16 protein-coding genes are annotated in these 17,315 nt (G+C 59.6%); 7 read left to right on the top strand and 9 right to left on the bottom strand.

Translation table 11 applies throughout. The annotated features are described in order from the left end of the window. Window positions 1-16 precede the first annotated feature (16 nt). The 7 genes from ispC to rpsB all read right to left on the bottom strand — a co-directional run bounded on the left by ispC (window position 17) and on the right by rpsB (window position 6,079). The gene (ispC, locus tag Q7W83_RS05805; protein ID WP_150653691.1) at window positions 17-1,207 is read right to left on the bottom strand and encodes a 1-deoxy-D-xylulose-5-phosphate reductoisomerase; all 1,191 of its coding nucleotides are present in this window, start codon (window positions 1,205-1,207) and stop codon (window positions 17-19) included. Beyond that, window positions 1,204-2,010, bottom strand: a complete 807-nt coding sequence (locus Q7W83_RS05800) for a phosphatidate cytidylyltransferase (RefSeq protein ID WP_150638902.1) — start codon at window positions 2,008-2,010, stop codon at window positions 1,204-1,206. Before Q7W83_RS05800 ends, ispC begins: the two co-directional genes overlap by 4 nt. Continuing rightward, window positions 2,010-2,765 (bottom strand): polyprenyl diphosphate synthase, encoded by a 756-nt coding sequence (gene uppS / locus Q7W83_RS05795; RefSeq protein WP_150630814.1) that lies wholly within the window; start codon window positions 2,763-2,765, stop codon window positions 2,010-2,012. Before uppS ends, Q7W83_RS05800 begins: the two co-directional genes overlap by 1 nt. A 13-nt stretch (window positions 2,766-2,778) precedes the next feature. Beyond that, window positions 2,779-3,336 (bottom strand): ribosome recycling factor, encoded by a 558-nt coding sequence (gene frr, locus Q7W83_RS05790; protein WP_007907979.1) that lies wholly within the window; start codon window positions 3,334-3,336, stop codon window positions 2,779-2,781. Then, the gene (pyrH, locus tag Q7W83_RS05785; protein ID WP_003172271.1) at window positions 3,333-4,076 is read right to left on the bottom strand and encodes a UMP kinase; all 744 of its coding nucleotides are present in this window, start codon (window positions 4,074-4,076) and stop codon (window positions 3,333-3,335) included. Before pyrH ends, frr begins: the two co-directional genes overlap by 4 nt. A gap of 208 nt (window positions 4,077-4,284) precedes the next feature. Then, window positions 4,285-5,148 carry a translation elongation factor Ts gene (gene tsf, locus Q7W83_RS05780; protein WP_150630815.1) on the bottom strand — a complete coding sequence of 288 codons (864 nt, stop codon included), beginning with the start codon at window positions 5,146-5,148 and terminating at the stop codon, window positions 4,285-4,287. Window positions 5,149-5,341: 193 nt separating this feature from the next. Further along, entirely contained in the window at window positions 5,342-6,079 is a 738-nt protein-coding gene (gene rpsB / locus Q7W83_RS05775; RefSeq protein WP_007907989.1) for a 30S ribosomal protein S2, read from the bottom strand. 373 nt (window positions 6,080-6,452) lie between these two features. Between rpsB and map the strand changes: the two genes are divergently transcribed. The 3 genes from map (at window position 6,453) to dapC (ending at window position 11,279) form a co-directional block, all read left to right on the top strand. After that, on the top strand, window positions 6,453-7,235 hold the full coding sequence (gene map, locus Q7W83_RS05770; protein ID WP_473655777.1) for a type I methionyl aminopeptidase: 783 nt from the start codon (window positions 6,453-6,455) through the stop codon (window positions 7,233-7,235). A gap of 45 nt (window positions 7,236-7,280) precedes the next feature. Then, complete coding sequence (locus Q7W83_RS05765) at window positions 7,281-9,983, top strand: [protein-PII] uridylyltransferase (protein WP_150630817.1); 2,703 nt, start codon at window positions 7,281-7,283, stop codon at window positions 9,981-9,983. Between the two features lie 96 nt (window positions 9,984-10,079). Then, a complete protein-coding gene (dapC, locus tag Q7W83_RS05760; protein WP_150653690.1) occupies window positions 10,080-11,279 on the top strand; it encodes a succinyldiaminopimelate transaminase in 1,200 nt (399 codons plus the stop codon). A 22-nt stretch (window positions 11,280-11,301) separates the two neighbouring features. On the opposite strand, the gene Q7W83_RS05755 is transcribed toward dapC, so the two are convergent. Then, a complete protein-coding gene (locus Q7W83_RS05755; protein ID WP_473655776.1) occupies window positions 11,302-12,933 on the bottom strand; it encodes a Na+/H+ antiporter in 1,632 nt (543 codons plus the stop codon). A gap of 202 nt (window positions 12,934-13,135) precedes the next feature. On the opposite strand from Q7W83_RS05755, the gene Q7W83_RS05750 reads away from it, so the two are divergent. The 4 genes from Q7W83_RS05750 to Q7W83_RS05735 all read left to right on the top strand — a co-directional run bounded on the left by Q7W83_RS05750 (window position 13,136) and on the right by Q7W83_RS05735 (window position 16,313). After that, complete coding sequence (locus tag Q7W83_RS05750) at window positions 13,136-13,498, top strand: ArsC family reductase (RefSeq protein ID WP_150630820.1); 363 nt, start codon at window positions 13,136-13,138, stop codon at window positions 13,496-13,498. Between the two features lie 33 nt (window positions 13,499-13,531). Beyond that, entirely contained in the window at window positions 13,532-14,566 is a 1,035-nt protein-coding gene (dapD, locus tag Q7W83_RS05745; RefSeq protein ID WP_150638906.1) for a 2,3,4,5-tetrahydropyridine-2,6-dicarboxylate N-succinyltransferase, read from the top strand. Between the two features lie 140 nt (window positions 14,567-14,706). Continuing rightward, the gene (locus Q7W83_RS05740) at window positions 14,707-15,912 is read left to right on the top strand and encodes an aminotransferase class V-fold PLP-dependent enzyme (protein WP_473655775.1); all 1,206 of its coding nucleotides are present in this window, start codon (window positions 14,707-14,709) and stop codon (window positions 15,910-15,912) included. Continuing rightward, window positions 15,909-16,313 carry a SufE family protein gene (locus Q7W83_RS05735; protein ID WP_458377823.1) on the top strand — a complete coding sequence of 135 codons (405 nt, stop codon included), beginning with the start codon at window positions 15,909-15,911 and terminating at the stop codon, window positions 16,311-16,313. Before Q7W83_RS05740 ends, Q7W83_RS05735 begins: the two co-directional genes overlap by 4 nt. Before the next feature lie 91 nt (window positions 16,314-16,404). Here Q7W83_RS05735 and tcdA read toward each other — a convergent pair whose 3' ends face one another. After that, on the bottom strand, window positions 16,405-17,217 hold the full coding sequence (gene tcdA, locus Q7W83_RS05730; protein WP_191623655.1) for a tRNA cyclic N6-threonylcarbamoyladenosine(37) synthase TcdA: 813 nt from the start codon (window positions 17,215-17,217) through the stop codon (window positions 16,405-16,407). Window positions 17,218-17,315 lie beyond the last annotated feature (98 nt).

The raw sequence follows: 17,315 nt of genomic DNA, 5'->3' as shown, positions 1-17,315 counted from the left end.
CCAACGTATTGCAGCACTACCGCCCGTGACGACTCAACCACTGCCCGGCCAGTACTCGCGCTTTCGCGTCAGCCGTGAACACCGCCTCGAGATCATCCACCTCAACCACGGGTTCGAGATTCAAGACTTCTTCGATGATACTCGCGATTTCCAGATAGCGAACCCGCCCGTCGAGAAAGGCCGCGACCGCCACTTCATTCGCCGCATTGAGCATGGCTGGCGCGCTATTGCCAGCCTCTGCGGCCTGACGCGCAAGGCGCAGGCATGGGAAACGCTCCTCATCGGGGGCCTGGAAATCCAGACGCGCAATGGCAAACAGATCCAGCGGTGCGACACCCGAATCGATACGCTCCGGCCAGGCCAGCGCATTGGCGATAGGCGTGCGCATGTCGGGGTTGCCCAGTTGAGCCAGGACCGAACCATCGATGTAATCGACAAGCGAATGAATCACGCTCTGTGGGTGAATCACCACTTCGACCTGCGACGGCTTGGCATCAAACAGCCAGCAGGCTTCGATCAGCTCAAGGCCTTTGTTCATCATGCTGGCCGAATCCACCGAAATCTTGCGCCCCATGGACCAGTTCGGATGGGCACACGCTTGATCCGGGGTTACATGCACCAGTTCAGCCATAGGCGTCTGTCGGAAAGGACCGCCCGAAGCTGTCAGCAAAATCCGACGGACACCGACCGCACTCAGTCCGCGAGCGAAATCCTGCGGTAGGCACTGGAAAATCGCGTTGTGCTCGCTGTCGATCGGCAGCAACACTGAACCGCTTTTACGTACGGCCTGCATGAATAACGCACCGGACATCACCAGTGCTTCTTTGTTGGCCAAGAGTATTTTCTTGCCGGCCTCGACCGCTGCCAGCGTTGGGCGAAGGCCCGCCGCACCGACGATGGCCGCCATGACGGCATCGACCTCAGGGTCGGCGGCGACCTGACACAGCCCCTCTTCCCCCACCAGTACACGGGTCGACAGCCCTGCCGCACGCAAATCGTCCTGCAAGCCTCGGGCAGCGCCCTGCTCTGGCACAACGGCGAACCGTGGCGCATGACGCACACACAACGCTAACAACTCACTCAGACGAGTGAAACCACTCAAGGCGAACACCTGATAACGCTCGGGATGACGGGCAATGACGTCGAGCGTGCTCAGTCCGATCGAACCGGTAGCCCCCAGAACGGTAATCTGTTGTGGACGGCTCACGGTGCTGCCATCCACAGCAACACCGCAAACACCGGGATCGCGGCTGTAAGGCTGTCGATGCGATCGAGCACACCCCCATGGCCTGGCAGCAGATTGCTACTGTCCTTGATCCCGGACTGGCGCTTGAACATGCTTTCAGTGAGGTCTCCCACCACCGAAATGAAGACGATCACTGCGGCACCGATCAGACCCATCAGCATCTGGGCGAAACTCCAGTCACGCACGAAACCGACGATGGCGGTTATCACCAGGCTCAGCGCAAGGCCGCCATAGACGCCCTCCCAGCTTTTGCCAGGACTGACCTGCGGCGCCAGCTTGCGCTTGCCGAAGGCCCGACCGGAAAAGTAAGCACCGATGTCGGCGCCCCAGACCAGAACCATGACCGCCATGATCAACCAGTTACCCAAGGGTTCCTGCTTGATCTGGACCAGACCTTGCCAGGCCGGCAACAGGATCAACAGACCGATCACCAGTTTGCAGGCGGCACTGGACCAGTGCGCACTGGAGCGCGGGTACGTCAGCACCAGATACGTCGCCACCCCCCACCACAGCACCGAAGCGCCCAGCACCCAAGGTGCCAGCCCCGGCAGAATGTGCATGACAAACAGCATCAACGCGACCACTGCCGCATAGGCAACGCGGATCGGTTGCTCATTGAAGCCCGCCAGACGCGCCCATTCCCAGGCACCGAGGGTCACGACCAGCCCGATGAACAGCGCAAAACCGGAGCCTTCGAGCAGGAAAAACCCGCATAAGGCGATCGGTAGCAGGATCAGCGCGGTGATGATTCGTTGTTTGAGCATTAAACCCGGGCTCCAGCCTCGACCTGCTCGCTCGTTTTACCGAAGCGGCGCTGGCGAGAAGCGAAATCGGCCAGCGCGGTACGCATGGCATCGTGTTTGAAGTCCGGCCAGAACAGGTCGGAGAAATACAACTCGGCATAAGCCAGTTGCCACAGCAGGAAGTTGCTGATGCGGTGCTCGCCACCGGTACGGATGCACAAGTCCGGCAGCGGCAGATCGCCCGTGGCCAGGCAGGTTTGCAACAGTTCCGGGGTGATGTCCTCCGGACGCAGATGGCCGGCCTGAACTTCCCGCGCCAGACGCTGCGCGGCTTGCGCGATATCCCACTGACCGCCGTAGTTGGCGGCGATCTGCAGGACGAAACGATTGGCACCCGCGGTCATCGCTTCCGCCTCACGCATCGCAGCCTGAAGCTCTGGATGGAAGCGCGAACGATCACCAATGATGCGCAGACTGATGTTGTTGTCGTTGAGGCGCTTGGCCTCACGACGCAACGCCTTGAAGAACAGGTCCATCAAGGCGCTGACTTCATCGGCCGGACGCTGCCAGTTCTCGCTGGAGAAGGCAAACAGGGTCAATACCTCAACCTTGGCCTCGGCACACACCTCGATCACTGCACGAACCGCATCCACACCCGCTTTATGCCCGGCGACACCCGGCATAAAGCGTTTTTTCGCCCAGCGATTATTACCATCCATGATGATCGCGACATGGCGCGGCACCGCGGACGGCACAGTCTGCTTGGTCTTTTCCATGAAAACGCGACCCTTATACGGCCATCAGGTCTTTTTCTTTCTGCGCCAAATTCGCGTCGATTTCAGCCACGTACTTTTTGGTCAGATCATCAATTTCGCCAGTGGCGCGACGCTCTTCGTCTTCACTGATTTCTTTTTCCTTGACCAGATCCTTGAGCTGGCTGTTCGCATCACGACGGATGTTGCGCACGGCAACACGGGCGTCTTCAGCAACATCGCGAGCCTGCTTGGTGAAGCCCTTACGGGTTTCTTCGGTCAGGGCCGGCATGGAGATCAGCAGCAGCTCACCCAGGTTGGTCGGGTTGAGGTTCAGACCCGCGCTACCGATGGCTTTGTCGACGGCACCGAGCATATTGCGCTCAAAGGCAACAACTTGCAGGGTACGGGCGTCTTTGACGGTGATGTTCGCTACCTGCTTGATCGGAGTGTCGGAACCGTAATACGGCACCATCACGCCTTCCAGAATGCTTGGGTGCGCCTGGCCAGTACGAATACGGCCGAAGTTGTGCGCCAGCGACTCCACGGATTTTTTCATGCGCTCTTGAGCGTCTTTCTTGATTTCGTTGATCATTGTTGGCCTTCCTCGATCAGGGTCCCTTCAGCGCCGCCATGCACGATGTTCAGCAGGGCGCCGGGCTTGTTCATGTTAAATACGCGCAACGGCATCTTGTGGTCGCGACACAGGCAAATGGCCGTCAAGTCCATCACACCCAGCTTGCGATCCAGTACTTCATCGTAGGTCAGATGATCGAACTTCTCGGCATGCGGGTCTTTGAACGGGTCAGCGGTGTACACGCCATCGACCTTGGTCGCCTTGAGCACGACATCGGCATCGATTTCGATTGCTCGCAGGCAGGCCGCCGAATCCGTGGTGAAGAACGGATTGCCGGTACCGGCCGCGAAGATCACGACTTCCTTGGCATTCAGGTGGCGCATGGCTTTGCGGCGATCATAGTGATCAGTCACGCCAACCATGGAAATCGCCGACATCACGATGGCCGAGATATTGGCACGTTCCAGCGCGTCGCGCATGGCCAAGGCATTCATCACGGTGGCCAGCATGCCCATGTGGTCGCCGGTGACTCGATCCATGCCGGCCGCGCTCAGCGCTGCACCACGGAACAGGTTGCCGCCGCCGATCACCAGACCGACCTGAACGCCGATGCCGACCAGTTGGCCGACTTCCAGCGCCATGCGGTCCAGAACTTTCGGATCGATCCCGAACTCTTCCGAGCCCATCAGGGCCTCGCCGCTAAGCTTGAGTAGAATGCGTTTATAGCGAGCCTGATAACCACTGCCCTGCTGAGCCATTGCGAATCTCTCCTGCGGCGTATTTTAAAAGTTCTTTGCGAGCTGTTTACAGCTGGCGTTCACTCTAGCTTGGCGCTGCTTCAGCGCCATCGGAACATGGCTTTGTAAGCCAGTTCCAAAGGGAAACCAATAAAAATTGGTGCCCCATCTGAAAAGAGGCTGCGCGCGTAAGCGGGCAGCCTCTTCAGGGCGACAGTTAAAAACCGTCTTATTGCTTGGCGGCAGCCAGCTGGGCAGCAACTTCTTCAGCGAAGTTGTCGACCGGCTTCTCGATGCCTTCGCCTACTTTGAAGTAGGTGAAAGAAACGATTTCAGCACCGGCTTTCTTGGCCAGTTCGCCAACCTTGATTTCAGGGTTCTTGACGAACGCCTGCTCAACCAGGCTTGCTTCAGCCAGGAACTTGCTGATACGGCCTTTGACCATGTTTTCAACAATGTTTTCTGGCTTGCCTTTGATTTTTTCTTCGTTCAGCTGCAGGAACACGGCTTTTTCGCGCTCGATAGCTTCAGCAGAAACTTCCGATGGCAGCAGGAACTCAGGGTTGCTGGCCGCTACGTGCATCGCGATGTCTTTGGCCAGCTCAACGCTGCCGCCTTTAAGGGCAACCACAACACCGATCTTGTTACCGTGCAGGTAACCACCAACAACGTCACCTTCAACGCGTGCCAGGCGACGGATGTTGACGTTTTCGCCAACCTTGCCGACCAGTACCAGGCGAGCAGCTTCTTGAGCTTCGATCAGCGGAGCGACGTCAGTCAGCTTGTCGGCAAACGCCTTTTCAATGCTGGCAGCAACAAATGCCTTGAAGTCGTCCTGCAGAGCCAGGAAGTCGGTCTGCGAGTTCACTTCCAGCAGAACAGCGGACTTACCGTCTTCTTTCAGAGCGATAGCGCCTTCAGCAGCCACGTTGCCTGCTTTCTTGGCAGCCTTGATGGCGCCGGAAGCACGCATGTCATCAATGGCTTTTTCGATGTCGCCGCCAGCCTTGGTCAAGGCCTTTTTGCAGTCCATCATGCCTTCGCCAGTACGCTCGCGCAGTTCTTTGACCAACGCTGCAGTAATCTCTGCCATTTCAAAATTCCTCTTGGATAGGTTTTCAACCATTCCACCCGATCGAACGGGCGTTCAATTCTTCCCGAACCACCCTTGTTAGCAGCTGCAAGTTACAAACGCTGTAATTGCGCCACCAGACAAATGGTTTTCGAGGTGGCAAAAAGGGGGCCAAGCCCCCTTTTTGCTTACTGAGTCAACGCCAAGGCGTCAATTACTCAGCTGCAGCTGCCGGAGCTTCTTCAACGAACTGCTCGGTGCCGCCAGCAACGTGGTTGCGACCGCGGATTACAGCGTCAGCCATCGAACCCATGTACAGCTGGATAGCGCGGATTGCGTCATCGTTGCCTGGGATGATGTAGTCAACGCCTTCCGGGCTGCTGTTGGTATCGACTACGCCGATAACCGGGATGCCCAGCTTGTTGGCTTCGGTGATCGCGATGCGCTCGTGATCAACGTCGATAACGAACAGAGCGTCTGGCAGACCGCCCATGTCCTTGATACCACCCAGGGAACGATCGAGCTTCTCAAGATCACGAGTGCGCATCAGCGCTTCTTTCTTGGTCAGCTTGGCGAAAGTACCGTCTTCGGCTTGTACTTCAAGGTCACGCAGACGCTTGATGGAAGCACGGATGGTTTTGAAGTTGGTCAGCATGCCGCCCAACCAGCGGTGATCGACGTACGGCGAACCGCAACGTGCTGCTTCTTCAGCAACGATCTTGCCAGCGGAACGCTTGGTGCCGACGAACAGAATCTTGTTTTTGCCCTGGGCCAGACGCTCTACGAAAGTCAGAGCTTCGTTGAACATTGGCAGGGTTTTTTCAAGGTTGATGATGTGGATCTTGTTACGCGCGCCGAAAATGTATTTACCCATTTTCGGGTTCCAGTAACGGGTTTGGTGACCGAAGTGCACACCGGCCTTCAGCATATCGCGCATGTTGACTTGGGACATGATAGTTCCTTAATAAGTCGGGTTTGGCCTCCACGTATCCCAATGACCAACCAGCAGCATCAGCTGAAGGCACCCAGGTCATCGTGTCGACACGTGTGTGGATTTAAGCCTTTCGGGGTATCCCCGGAAAGCGGCGCATTTTATATCACAAGGCTGTAAAAAACGGAACCCGGATTCTCAATTCCTGACGCGTGCCTTTATCCGCACCCTTGGAATCGCTCAAGAATGCGCCTATCTATAGAGAGAAGCGATGTACAGAGGCTCAGATTTACGCTGCTCGTCTGTTAGAATCGCGTTTTTCAGGGCGGCGAAGATTGATCGCACACTGCCCATTCCGTTTTGACAAGCGCCATCGAGCGCAGAGAGAGCCTGTATGACCGTCACCCTCAAAACCCCGGATGACATCGCAAAAATGCGTGTCGCCGGCAAACTGGCCGCCGATGTGCTTGAAATGATTGCTGAACATGTCAAGCCAGGCATCACCACCGAAGAGCTGGACCGCATCTGCCACGACTATATCGTCAACGTGCAGCAGGCCATCCCCGCCCCGCTCAACTACAAAGGCTACCCGAAGTCGATCTGCACCTCGATCAACCACGTGGTCTGCCACGGTATCCCGAACGAGAAGCCGCTGAAGGATGGCGACACGCTGAACATCGACGTCACTGTCATCAAGGACGGTTACCACGGCGACACCAGCCGCATGTTCCACGTCGGCACCGTGCCGGTCTGGGCCGAGCGCCTGTCGCAAGTGACACAGGAATGCATGTACAAGGCCATCGAAATCGTCAAACCCGGCTGCCGCTTGGGCGACATCGGTGAAGTGATCCAGAAGCATGCCGAAAAGAACGGTTTCTCGGTGGTTCGCGAGTTCTGCGGCCACGGCATTGGCAAGGTGTTTCACGAAGAGCCGCAGATCCTGCACTACGGCCGCGCCGGCACCGGCATGGAGCTGAAAGCGGGCATGACCTTCACCATCGAGCCGATGATCAACCAGGGCAAGGCCGACACCAAGGTGCTGGGCGATGGCTGGACCGCGATCACCAAGGACCGCAAGCTCTCGGCCCAGTGGGAACACACCCTGGTGGTGACCGACACCGGTTATGAGATCTTCACCCTGCGCAGCGACGACACCATCCCGCGCGTTTCGGCCTGATCCGCTCCGCACAGCTCTCAGCCTTATAGAAAGGAAAGCCAATCGATGCCGCAGGTGGATCCCGAACTCTTCGACCGTGGCCAGTTCCAGGCTGAACTGGCCCTGAAGGCCAGCCCGATCGCGGCCTTCAAGAAGGCGATCCGCCAGGCTCGCGAGGTCCTTGACGGACGCTTTCGCAGCGGCCGGGAGATTCGCCGGCTGATCGAGGATCGCGCGTGGTTCGTCGATAACATCCTGCAAAAGGCCTGGGAGCAGTTCAACTGGAGCGAAGACGCCGACATCGCGCTGGTCGCGGTCGGCGGCTACGGTCGTGGTGAGTTGCATCCTTTCTCCGATATCGACCTGCTGATCCTGCTGGACAGCGCCGACCACGAAGTTTTCCGCGACTCCATCGAGCGTTTTCTGACGTTGTTGTGGGACATCGGCCTGGAAGTCGGTCAGAGCGTTCGCTCGGTCGACGAATGCGCCATTGAAGCCCGCGCCGACTTGACGGTTGTCACCAACCTGATGGAAAGCCGTACCATCTGCGGCCCCGAGCGTTTGCGCCAGCGCATGCTCGACGTCACCAGCACCGCGCACATGTGGCCGAGCAAGGACTTCTTCCTGGCCAAGCGCGCCGAGCAGAAAGCCCGCCACCACAAGTACAACGACACCGAATACAACCTGGAACCCAACGTCAAAGGCTCGCCCGGTGGACTACGGGATATTCAGACGATTCTGTGGGTCGCCCGTCGCGAATACGGCACCCTGAACCTGCGGGCACTGGCCGGCGAAGGTTTCCTGGTCGAGAGCGAAAACGCCCTGCTGGCTTCATCCCAGGAATTCCTGTGGAAAGTCCGCTACGCGCTGCACATGCTCGCCGGCCGCTCGGAAGACCGCTTGCTGTTCGACCACCAGCGCTCAATCGCCGGGCTGCTGGGTTTCGAAGGCGATGACGCCAAACAAGCCATCGAAAACTTCATGCAGCAGTATTACCGGGTGGTCATGAGCATCGCCCAGCTCAGCGACCTGATCATCCAGCACTTCGAGGAACTCATCCTCGCGCCGGAAGATGAAGCGCCGCCGCAGCCGATCAACTCGCGATTCCAGCTGCACGACGGGTACATCGAGGCGCGCAACGACAACGTATTCCGCCGCACACCGTTCGCCATGCTCGAAATCTTCGTGCTGATGGCCCAGCAGCCGGAAATCAAAGGCGTGCGCGCCGACACCATTCGTCTGCTGCGGGAAAACCGGCACCTGATCGACGACGATTTCCGCAACGATATCCGCAACACCAGCCTGTTCATCGAACTGTTCAAGTGCAAGATCGGCATTCACCGTAACCTGCGGCGGATGAACCGTTACGGCATCCTCGGGCGTTATTTGCCGGAGTTCGGCTTCATTGTCGGGCAAATGCAGCACGACCTGTTTCACATCTATACGGTCGACGCACACACCCTGAACCTAATCAAGCACCTGCGTAAGTTGCAGTACACGCAAGTGTCGGAAAAATTCCCGCTGGCCAGCAAACTCATGGGCAAGCTGCCCAAGCCCGAGCTGATCTACCTGGCCGGGCTGTACCACGACATCGGCAAGGGCCGGCATGGCGATCACTCGGAAATCGGCGCAGTGGATGCCGAGGCCTTTTGCCAGCGTCACCAATTGCCGGTCTGGGACAGCCGCCTGATCGTCTGGCTGGTGCAGAACCACCTGGTGATGTCGACCACCGCCCAGCGCAAAGACTTGTCCGACCCGCAGGTGATCCACGATTTTGCGCAGATCGTCGGCGACGAAACCCGCCTTGATTACTTGTACGTACTGACCGTCGCCGACATCAACGCGACCAACCCGACGCTGTGGAATTCCTGGCGCGCCAGCCTGTTGCGCCAGCTCTACACCGAGACCAAGCGCGCCTTGCGCCGTGGCCTTGAGAACCCGGTTGATCGCGAAATGCAGATCCGCCAGACCCAAAGCGCCGCCCTCGATATTCTGGTGCGGGGCGGCAACGACCCGGACGACGTCGAACAATTGTGGTCGCAATTGGGTGATGATTACTTCCTGCGCCACACCGCCGGCGATGTGGCCTGGCACACCGACGCGATCCTGCAGCAGCCGGCCGACGGCGGGCCGCTGGTGCTAATCAAGGAAACCACCCAGCGCGAGTTCGAGGGCGGCACGCAGATCTTCATCTACGCACCGGACCAGCACGACTTCTTTGCCGTGACCGTGGCGGCGATGGATCAGTTGAACCTGAACATTCACGACGCCCGGGTCATCACGTCCAGCAGTCAGTTCACCCTCGACACCTACATCGTGCTCGACACCGACGGCGACTCGATCGGCGATAACCCGGCACGGGTCAAACAGATCCGCGAAGGCCTGACCGAAGCCCTGCGCAACCCGGACGATTACCCGACGATCATCCAGCGTCGCGTACCGCGCCAGCTCAAGCATTTCGCGTTTGCACCGCAGGTGACCATCCACAACGACGCCCAGCGCCCCGTGACGGTGCTGGAACTCAGCGCCCCGGATCGCCCGGGCTTACTGGCGCGGATCGGCACGATATTCCTCGAGTTCGACCTGTCGTTGCAGAACGCCAAGATCGCCACGCTCGGTGAACGCGTGGAAGACGTGTTCTTCATTACCGACGCCAACAATCAACCGTTGTCCGACCCGCTGTTGTGCAGCCGTTTGCAGGATGCAATCGTCGAACAACTCAGCGTCAGCCAGGAACCCGATATCAAACTGTCGCGAATCAGTATCTGAATTAACAAATTTCCCCCTGTGGAGATCTGTCCTTTGCAGGAGCCGGCTTGCTGGCGCCTGCAAAGGGCAGGTCTCCACACCGAACGAGATCTACCGATGAACAACGCCCTGACCCAATTGCAGCCTTACCCGTTCGAGAAGCTCCGCGCCCTGCTCGGCAGCGTCACGCCAAATCCGGACAAGCGCGCTATCGCGTTGTCCATCGGCGAGCCGAAGCACCGTTCACCAAGCTTTGTCGCCGAAGCCCTGGCAAGCAATCTGGATCAGATGGCCGTTTATCCAACCACCCTCGGCATTCCGGCGCTGCGCGAAGCCATCGCCGCGTGGTGCGAGCGCCGTTTCGGCGTACCGAGCGGCTGGCTTGACCCGGCGCGCAACGTGCTGCCGGTCAATGGCACCCGCGAAGCGCTGTTCGCATTCACCCAGACCGTGGTCAACCGTGGCGATGACGCCCTGGTGGTCAGCCCTAACCCGTTCTATCAGATCTATGAAGGTGCCGCGTTCCTCGCCGGGGCCAAGCCGCATTACCTGCCATGCCTGGACGAAAACGGCTTCAACCCGGATTTCGATGCCGTTGCGCCGGACATCTGGAAACGTTGCCAGATCCTCTTCCTGTGCTCGCCGGGCAACCCGACCGGCGCGCTGATCCCGGTCGAGACACTGAAAAAGCTGATCGCCCTGGCCGACGAATACGACTTCGTGATCGCGGCGGACGAGTGCTACAGCGAACTCTACTTCGACGAACAAACCCCGCCGCCCGGTCTGCTCAGCGCCTGCGTGGAACTGGGTCGCAAAGACTTCAAGCGCTGCGTCGTGTTCCACAGCCTGTCCAAACGCTCCAACCTGCCGGGCCTGCGTTCGGGATTTGTGGCCGGTGACGCCGACATTCTCAAGGGCTTCCTGCTCTACCGCACTTACCACGGCTGCGCGATGCCGGTTCAGACCCAACTGGCCAGCGTTGCCGCGTGGAATGACGAAGTACACGTGCGCGCCAACCGTGATCTGTACCGCGAAAAATATGATGCGGTGCTGGAAATCCTCAGCCCGGTCATGGACGTGCAGCGCCCGGATGGCGGTTTTTACCTGTGGCCGAACGTTGCCGGTGATGACGAGGCTTTCTGCCGGGATCTGTTCAAGGAAGAGCATGTGACAGTGGTGCCGGGCTCTTATCTGTCCCGTGAGGTCGACGGCGCCAATCCGGGTGCGGGCCGAGTGCGTCTGGCGCTGGTCGCCCCCTTGGCGGAGTGCGTGGAAGCGGCCGAACGCATTCGTGCCTTTATCCAGCGCCGCCAGTAAACGCAGACCTGCAACGGCGGGGTTATTTCACTTGGCCGAGATTGGCCTCGCTTAAATCCAGTTCCCCCAGCACTTCGCGCAACACGTCATCACCGATCTGGTGATGACGACTGAGCTTGTACAGCTCCAGGCGCTGCGCTCGCAGAGCCTTCAATCGCAGACGCCGCTCCAGCAAATCCATCTGAAACGCCAGCGCCTGAGCCTCCGCCGAGTCGTTGAACACCTCCAACTGATGGCGATACTCGGACATGATTCGCGCCTTGAGCTCGGTGGCGAGCGCCGCCTGCGCCGCATCCTGAGGGTTGGCCTCTTCGGCTTCGAGCGCGTGAATGGCCGCTTCGGCGGTCTTGCGCCAGGCATCGCGCACTTCGCTGCGACGTTTGTCGTCAGGGCTTTTTTCGATGCCGCGCAGCAACAGGGGCAACGCAATGCACGCGGCAATCAACGAAAGAAGAATGACCCCGGCGGCGATGAATATCAGCAGATCGCGCTCGGGAAACGGCTCGCCGCCCATCAGCATCGGCACCGACAGCACGCCCGCCAGCGTCACCGCCCCACGTACGCCGCCGACTGTCAGCAACCAGCAGGAGCGCGCCGTGGGTACTTGGGTCATTTCGCCTTTACCCCGCCAGCGGCGCAGCAACCCCGACAACCGCCAGATGCTCTGCACCCACACAAACCTCAACACCAACAGGACCAGGAAAATCGCGATCACGTCGAGGCAGCGATACAGAAGCGTCGGCCACAAAGACGTTTCGTGACTGGCTACCGCTTTGATGATGTCCGGCAACTGCAGTCCCAGCAGCAGGAAAATCAGGCCGTTGAACGCAAACTCCAGCAACGACCAGACGCTGCGATTGAGCAGTCGGGTGCTGGTCTGGCGCGGCAGCAGATCGAGCCAGCTCTGCATCATCCCCGCCGCCACGGCAGACAAAATGCCTGATGCGCCAAGTCGTTCGGCCAGCACGTAAGCCGCAAACGGCAGCAGCAACATGAAGACAACGTGCGTCGCCGGATCGTCCCAGCCTCGGGCGATCATCCATGAGCGCAAACGCCCGACCAACCAGCTAAGGGCCACACCGACAGCGAGGCCGCCGACCGCCACCAACACAAACGTCACGCTGGCGTTGGCCAGGGAGAACACGCCGGTCACCGCTGCTGCCAGGGCGAACTTGAACGTCACCAGACCCGAGGCGTCATTCATCAACGCCTCGCCTTGCAGCATGTGCATCAGCGGCGTCGGCAAGCGGTTCTGCGAAATCGCCGAGACGGCCACGGCGTCCGTTGGCGACAACACCGCCGCCAGAGCAAAAGCCACCGGCAGCGGAATGCTCGGCAACAACCAATGGATGAAGTAACCCGCACCGACGACGGTAAACAGCACCAAACCGACCGCCAGGGTCAGGATCGGCCCACGCAACCGCCAAAATTCGCGCTTGGGCATACGCCAGCCGTCGGAGAACAGCAACGGCGGCAGGAACAAAAACAGAAACAACTCCGGGTCCAGTGCGACGTGCAACCCGAGCGTCGGCCAGGCCAGCAACGCGCCGGCACCGATTTGCACCAGCGGCAATGGCAACGGGATCACCCGTCCGACCAGGCGCGAAACGCTGACCAGCATCAACAGGATCAGGACGGTGTAGGCGGTTTGCATAAAGCTCGGTTCCCCGGCAATCGACAGCATCGAAGTGCCATATTAGCCGCTTACCCTACTGGTTGACCGCTGCACCAATGTCGCATCGCCTGGAAACCGCCCTCCTACAGAGTGACGAAACAACCAAGGCCGACGCGAAACCGTCTGGTCATGGCATAATCCTTCACCTTTTTTTTCCAGCACCTGCAAAGGGGGCAATTCCTTGACCGATTCAAGCAAAACGTTGCACCTTTTCGGCATCAAAGCCTGCGACACCATGAAAAAGGCGCGCACCTGGCTCGATGAACACGCTGTCCGCTACGACTTTCATGATTACAAAACGGCCGGAATCGACCGCGAACACCTGACCCAATGGTGCGACGAGCACGGCTGGCAAGTGGTATTGAACCGTGCAGGCACGACCTTTCGCAAGCTCGACGACGAACGCAAAGCCGATCTCGACCAGCGTAAAGCCATCGAACTGATGCTCGCACAACCCTCGATGATCAAGCGCCCGGTGCTTGATCTCGGTGACCGAACCCTGATTGGCTTCAAGCCAGATATCTACGCGGCAGCGCTCAAGTAAGCCAGCCCGTTCAATTTTGTTAGAGGTATTTACATGTCCACTTCCGTATTCAGCCTGGCCTTTGGTGTCGGCACTCAAAACCGTCAGGGCGCATGGCTCGAAGTGTTCTACGCACAGCCGCTGCTCAACCCGTCGGCCGATCTGATTGCAGCCATCGCGCCGGTTCTGGGTTACACCGAAGGCAATCAGGCCATCGCGTTCAGCACTGCCCAGGCGTCGCAACTGGCTGAAGCACTCAAAGGTGTCGACGCAGCCCAGGCCGCCCTGCTGACCCGTCTGGCCGAGAGCCACAAGCCGCTGGTCGCAACCATTCTGGCCGAAGATGCGCCGCTGACTTCCACGCCTGAGGCTTACCTCAAGCTGCATTTGCTGTCCCACCGCCTGGTCAAGCCGCACGGCCTGAACCTGGCGGGCGTGTTCCCGCTGCTGCCGAACGTCGCGTGGACCAGCCAGGGCGCGATCGACCTGGCCGAACTGGCCGAACATCAACTGGAAGCCCGTCTGCGCGGCGAGCTGCTGGAAGTGTTCTCGGTCGACAAATTCCCGAAAATGACCGACTACGTCGTGCCGGCCGGCGTACGTATCGCTGACGCAGCGCGTATCCGTCTGGGCGCTTACGTCGGCGAAGGCACCACCGTGATGCACGAAGGTTTCGTCAACTTCAACGCTGGCACCGAAGGCCCGGGCATGATCGAAGGCCGCGTTTCCGCTGGCGTGTTCGTCGGCAAGGGTTCGGACCTGGGCGGCGGTTGCTCGACCATGGGCACCCTGTCGGGCGGCGGCAACATTGTGATCAAGGTCGGCGAAGGCTGCCTGATCGGCGCCAACGCCGGTATCGGTATCCCGTTGGGCGACCGCAACACCGTTGAGTCGGGCCTGTACGTGACCGCCGGCACCAAAGTGGCGCTGCTGGACGAGAACAACAAGCTGGTCAAGGTCGTGAAGGCCCGTGAACTGGCCGGTCAACCTGACCTGCTGTTCCGTCGCAATTCGGAAACCGGTGCCGTGGAATGCAAAACCCACAAGTCGGCCATCGAACTGAACGAAGCGCTGCACGCTCACAACTAAGCGTCACGGGCAACGAAACTGAACCTGTGGGAGCGGGCTTGCCCGCGAAGGGGTCCTTGAGGCCGCCAAAAGCTTCGCGGGCAAGCCCGCTCCCACAAGGTCAGGCGCATATCCGCCCATGTTGACCAGGGCCGAACACCATGATGATTCCTTCTCCCTGGCGCGCCGATTTTCCGGCCATCGCCGCTCTGCAACGGCAAGACCAGACCTATCTGGACAACGCCGCCACCACACAAAAACCTCAAGCCCTGCTGGATGCCCTGGCGCATTACTACGCCAATGGCGCAGCCAACGTGCATCGGGCACAACACTTGCCCGGCGCGCATGCCACCCAGGCGTTCGAGGACAGCCGCCGCAAAGCCGCCCACTGGCTGAATGCCGGTGATTGCGGGCAGATTATCTTTACCCACGGCGCCACCTCCGCGCTGAACCTCCTGGCCTATGGCCTGGAACACCTGTTCAATCCGGGCGACGAAATTGTCATCAGCGCTCTGGAGCATCACGCCAACCTGCTGCCATGGCAGCAACTGGCCCACCGTCGCGAGTTGAACCTGGTGGTCCTGCCGCTGGATGTCGACGGCTTGATTGACCTCGATGCCGCTGCGTCGCTGATCGGCCCGCAGACTCGCTTGCTGGCAGTCAGTCAGTTGTCCAACGTACTGGGTGCCTGGCAGCCACTGCCCGCCTTGCTGGCGATGGCCAAGGCACACAGCGCATTGACCGTGGTCGATGGCGCCCAAGGTGTGGTGCATGGCCGACACGACGTACAAGTGCTGGGTTGCGACTTTTATGTGTTTTCCAGCCACAAGCTCTATGGCCCCGATGGCCTGGGGGTGTTGTTCGGCCGTCATGAGGCGCTCAAGCAACTGCGCCATTGGCAGTTCGGCGGCGAAATGGTGCTGGACGCAGATTACCAGCACGCACGCTTTCGCCCCGCGCCACTGGGGTTTGAGGCCGGTACACCGCCGATCTCCAGCGTGATTGGTCTTGGGGCGACGCTGGATTACCTCGCTGGCCTCGATCAGGACGCGGTCTCGGCTCATGAAGCCGCCCTGCATGACTATTTGTTGAAAGGCCTGGAAGCGCGCAACGGCATTCGGCTGCTGGGCAAACCGCAACTGGCGCTGGCGAGTTTTATCGTCGAGGGTGTGCATAACGCTGATCTGGCGCATTTGCTGACGGAACAAGGCATCGCGGTGCGCGCCGGGCATCATTGCGCCATGCCGCTGCTGAAAAGCTTTGAACTGGCCGGGGCGATTAGGGTGTCGTTGGCGCTTTACAACGATTCCGAGGATCTGGAGCGGTTCTTTGAAGCGCTGGATCAAGCGTTGGAGTTGTTGCGATGAACTTGCCCGCTGATGCCGTCACGGCACTCGAAACCTTTCAGGCTGCCGCTGGCTGGGAACAACGGGCGCGACTGCTGATGCAATGGGGCGACCGTCTGCCCGTGTTGAGCGATGTGGACAAGGTGGATGCCAACCGCGTGCATGGCTGTGAAAGTCAGGTGTGGTTGGTGGGCTCGCTGGAAAACGCTCATTGGCAGTTTTCGGCGAGCAGTGATGCACGGTTGATTCGTGGGTTGGTGGCGTTGCTGCTGGCGCGGGTTAACGGGCTGTCGGCGGTTGAGTTGCGGCAGGTGGATTTGCCGGAGTGGTTCAATCAGCTTGGATTGAGTCGGCAACTGTCGCCTTCACGCAGTAACGGCCTCAACGCCGTGCTCCAGCGAATGAATGAGTTGGCGGGTTAATCGCCTTCGCGAGCAGGCTCGCTCCCACAGGGGAACGCATTCCAATAACATGGGAGCGAGCCCGCTCGCGAAGGGGCCATCACTCGCAATCTCAAACTTGAGGTTTAACCCGGTCCGCAGGGCGCCGCACACCCGCCACAATCTTATCCACAGCCTTGGTCGCCGCGACCATGCCAAACGTCGCCGTCACCATCATCACCGCACCAAACCCGCCGGCGCAGTCCAGTTTCACGCCATCCCCGACAAAACTCTTCTGCAGGCAAATGCTGCCATCCGGTTTCGGATAGCGCAGTTGCTCGGTGGAAAACACGCACGGCACGCTGTAATGACGGGTCACGGTGCGCGAGAAGTTGTAATCGCGGCGCAGGGTCGAGCGCACTTTCGAAGCCAACGGATCGTTGAACGTGCGGTTCAGGTCGCAGACCTGAATCAGCGTCGGGTCAATCTGCCCGCCCGCACCGCCGGTGGTGATGATCTGGATCTTGCGGCGCTTGCACCAGGCAATCAGCGCCGCTTTCGCGTTGACGCTGTCGATGCAGTCGATCACGCAATCGATGTTCGGCGTGATGTATTCGGCCATGGTGTCGCGGGTGACGAAATCTGCCACCGCGTGCACCGTGCAATCCGGGTTGATCCCGCGCAGGCGTTCGGCCATCACCTCGACCTTGGGTTTGCCTACGGTGCTGTCCAGCGCATGCAACTGACGGTTGGCGTTGCTGACGCAGACGTCGTCGAGGTCGAACAGCGAAATCTCGCCGACACCACACCGGGCGATGGCTTCCGCCGCCCAGGAGCCGACACCGCCGATGCCGACAATCGCCACGTGGGCCGCGCGCAAGCGCTCAAGCCCTTCGATGCCATACAAACGGGCGATGCCTGCAAACCGCGGATCTTCTGTGCTCATGACCAATACCCCAAAAACCGGCGCGCATTATAGGGCTACAAAGCGGCAAGTTTTAAGTTTCCAGTTACAAGTGTAAGAACTTATGTGAAACCGGATTG

The sequence above is a fragment of the Pseudomonas sp. 300 genome (assembly GCF_055803035.1).
This window is presented reverse-complemented; position numbering and strand designations above follow the sequence as displayed.

Bases quoted from the DNA above. Each gene is read 5' to 3' on its own strand.
- Q7W83_RS05800 (WP_150638902.1), bottom strand. From the start codon at position 2,010: ATGCTCAAACAACGAATCATCACCGCGCTGATCCTGCTACCGATCGCC.
- uppS (WP_150630814.1), bottom strand. From the start codon at position 2,765: ATGGAAAAGACCAAGCAGACTGTGCCGTCCGCGGTGCCGCGCCATGTC.
- frr (WP_007907979.1), bottom strand. From the start codon at position 3,336: ATGATCAACGAAATCAAGAAAGACGCTCAAGAGCGCATGAAAAAATCC.
- pyrH (WP_003172271.1), bottom strand. From the start codon at position 4,076: ATGGCTCAGCAGGGCAGTGGTTATCAGGCTCGCTATAAACGCATTCTA.
- tsf (WP_150630815.1), bottom strand. From the start codon at position 5,148: ATGGCAGAGATTACTGCAGCGTTGGTCAAAGAACTGCGCGAGCGTACT.
- rpsB (WP_007907989.1), bottom strand. From the start codon at position 6,079: ATGTCCCAAGTCAACATGCGCGATATGCTGAAGGCCGGTGTGCACTTC.
- map (WP_473655777.1), top strand. From the start codon at position 6,453: ATGACCGTCACCCTCAAAACCCCGGATGACATCGCAAAAATGCGTGTC.
- Q7W83_RS05765 (WP_150630817.1), top strand. From the start codon at position 7,281: ATGCCGCAGGTGGATCCCGAACTCTTCGACCGTGGCCAGTTCCAGGCT.
- dapC (WP_150653690.1), top strand. From the start codon at position 10,080: ATGAACAACGCCCTGACCCAATTGCAGCCTTACCCGTTCGAGAAGCTC.
- Q7W83_RS05755 (WP_473655776.1), bottom strand. From the start codon at position 12,933: ATGCAAACCGCCTACACCGTCCTGATCCTGTTGATGCTGGTCAGCGTT.
- dapD (WP_150638906.1), top strand. From the start codon at position 13,532: ATGTCCACTTCCGTATTCAGCCTGGCCTTTGGTGTCGGCACTCAAAAC.
- Q7W83_RS05740 (WP_473655775.1), top strand. From the start codon at position 14,707: ATGATGATTCCTTCTCCCTGGCGCGCCGATTTTCCGGCCATCGCCGCT.
- Q7W83_RS05735 (WP_458377823.1), top strand. From the start codon at position 15,909: ATGAACTTGCCCGCTGATGCCGTCACGGCACTCGAAACCTTTCAGGCT.
- tcdA (WP_191623655.1), bottom strand. From the start codon at position 17,217: ATGAGCACAGAAGATCCGCGGTTTGCAGGCATCGCCCGTTTGTATGGC.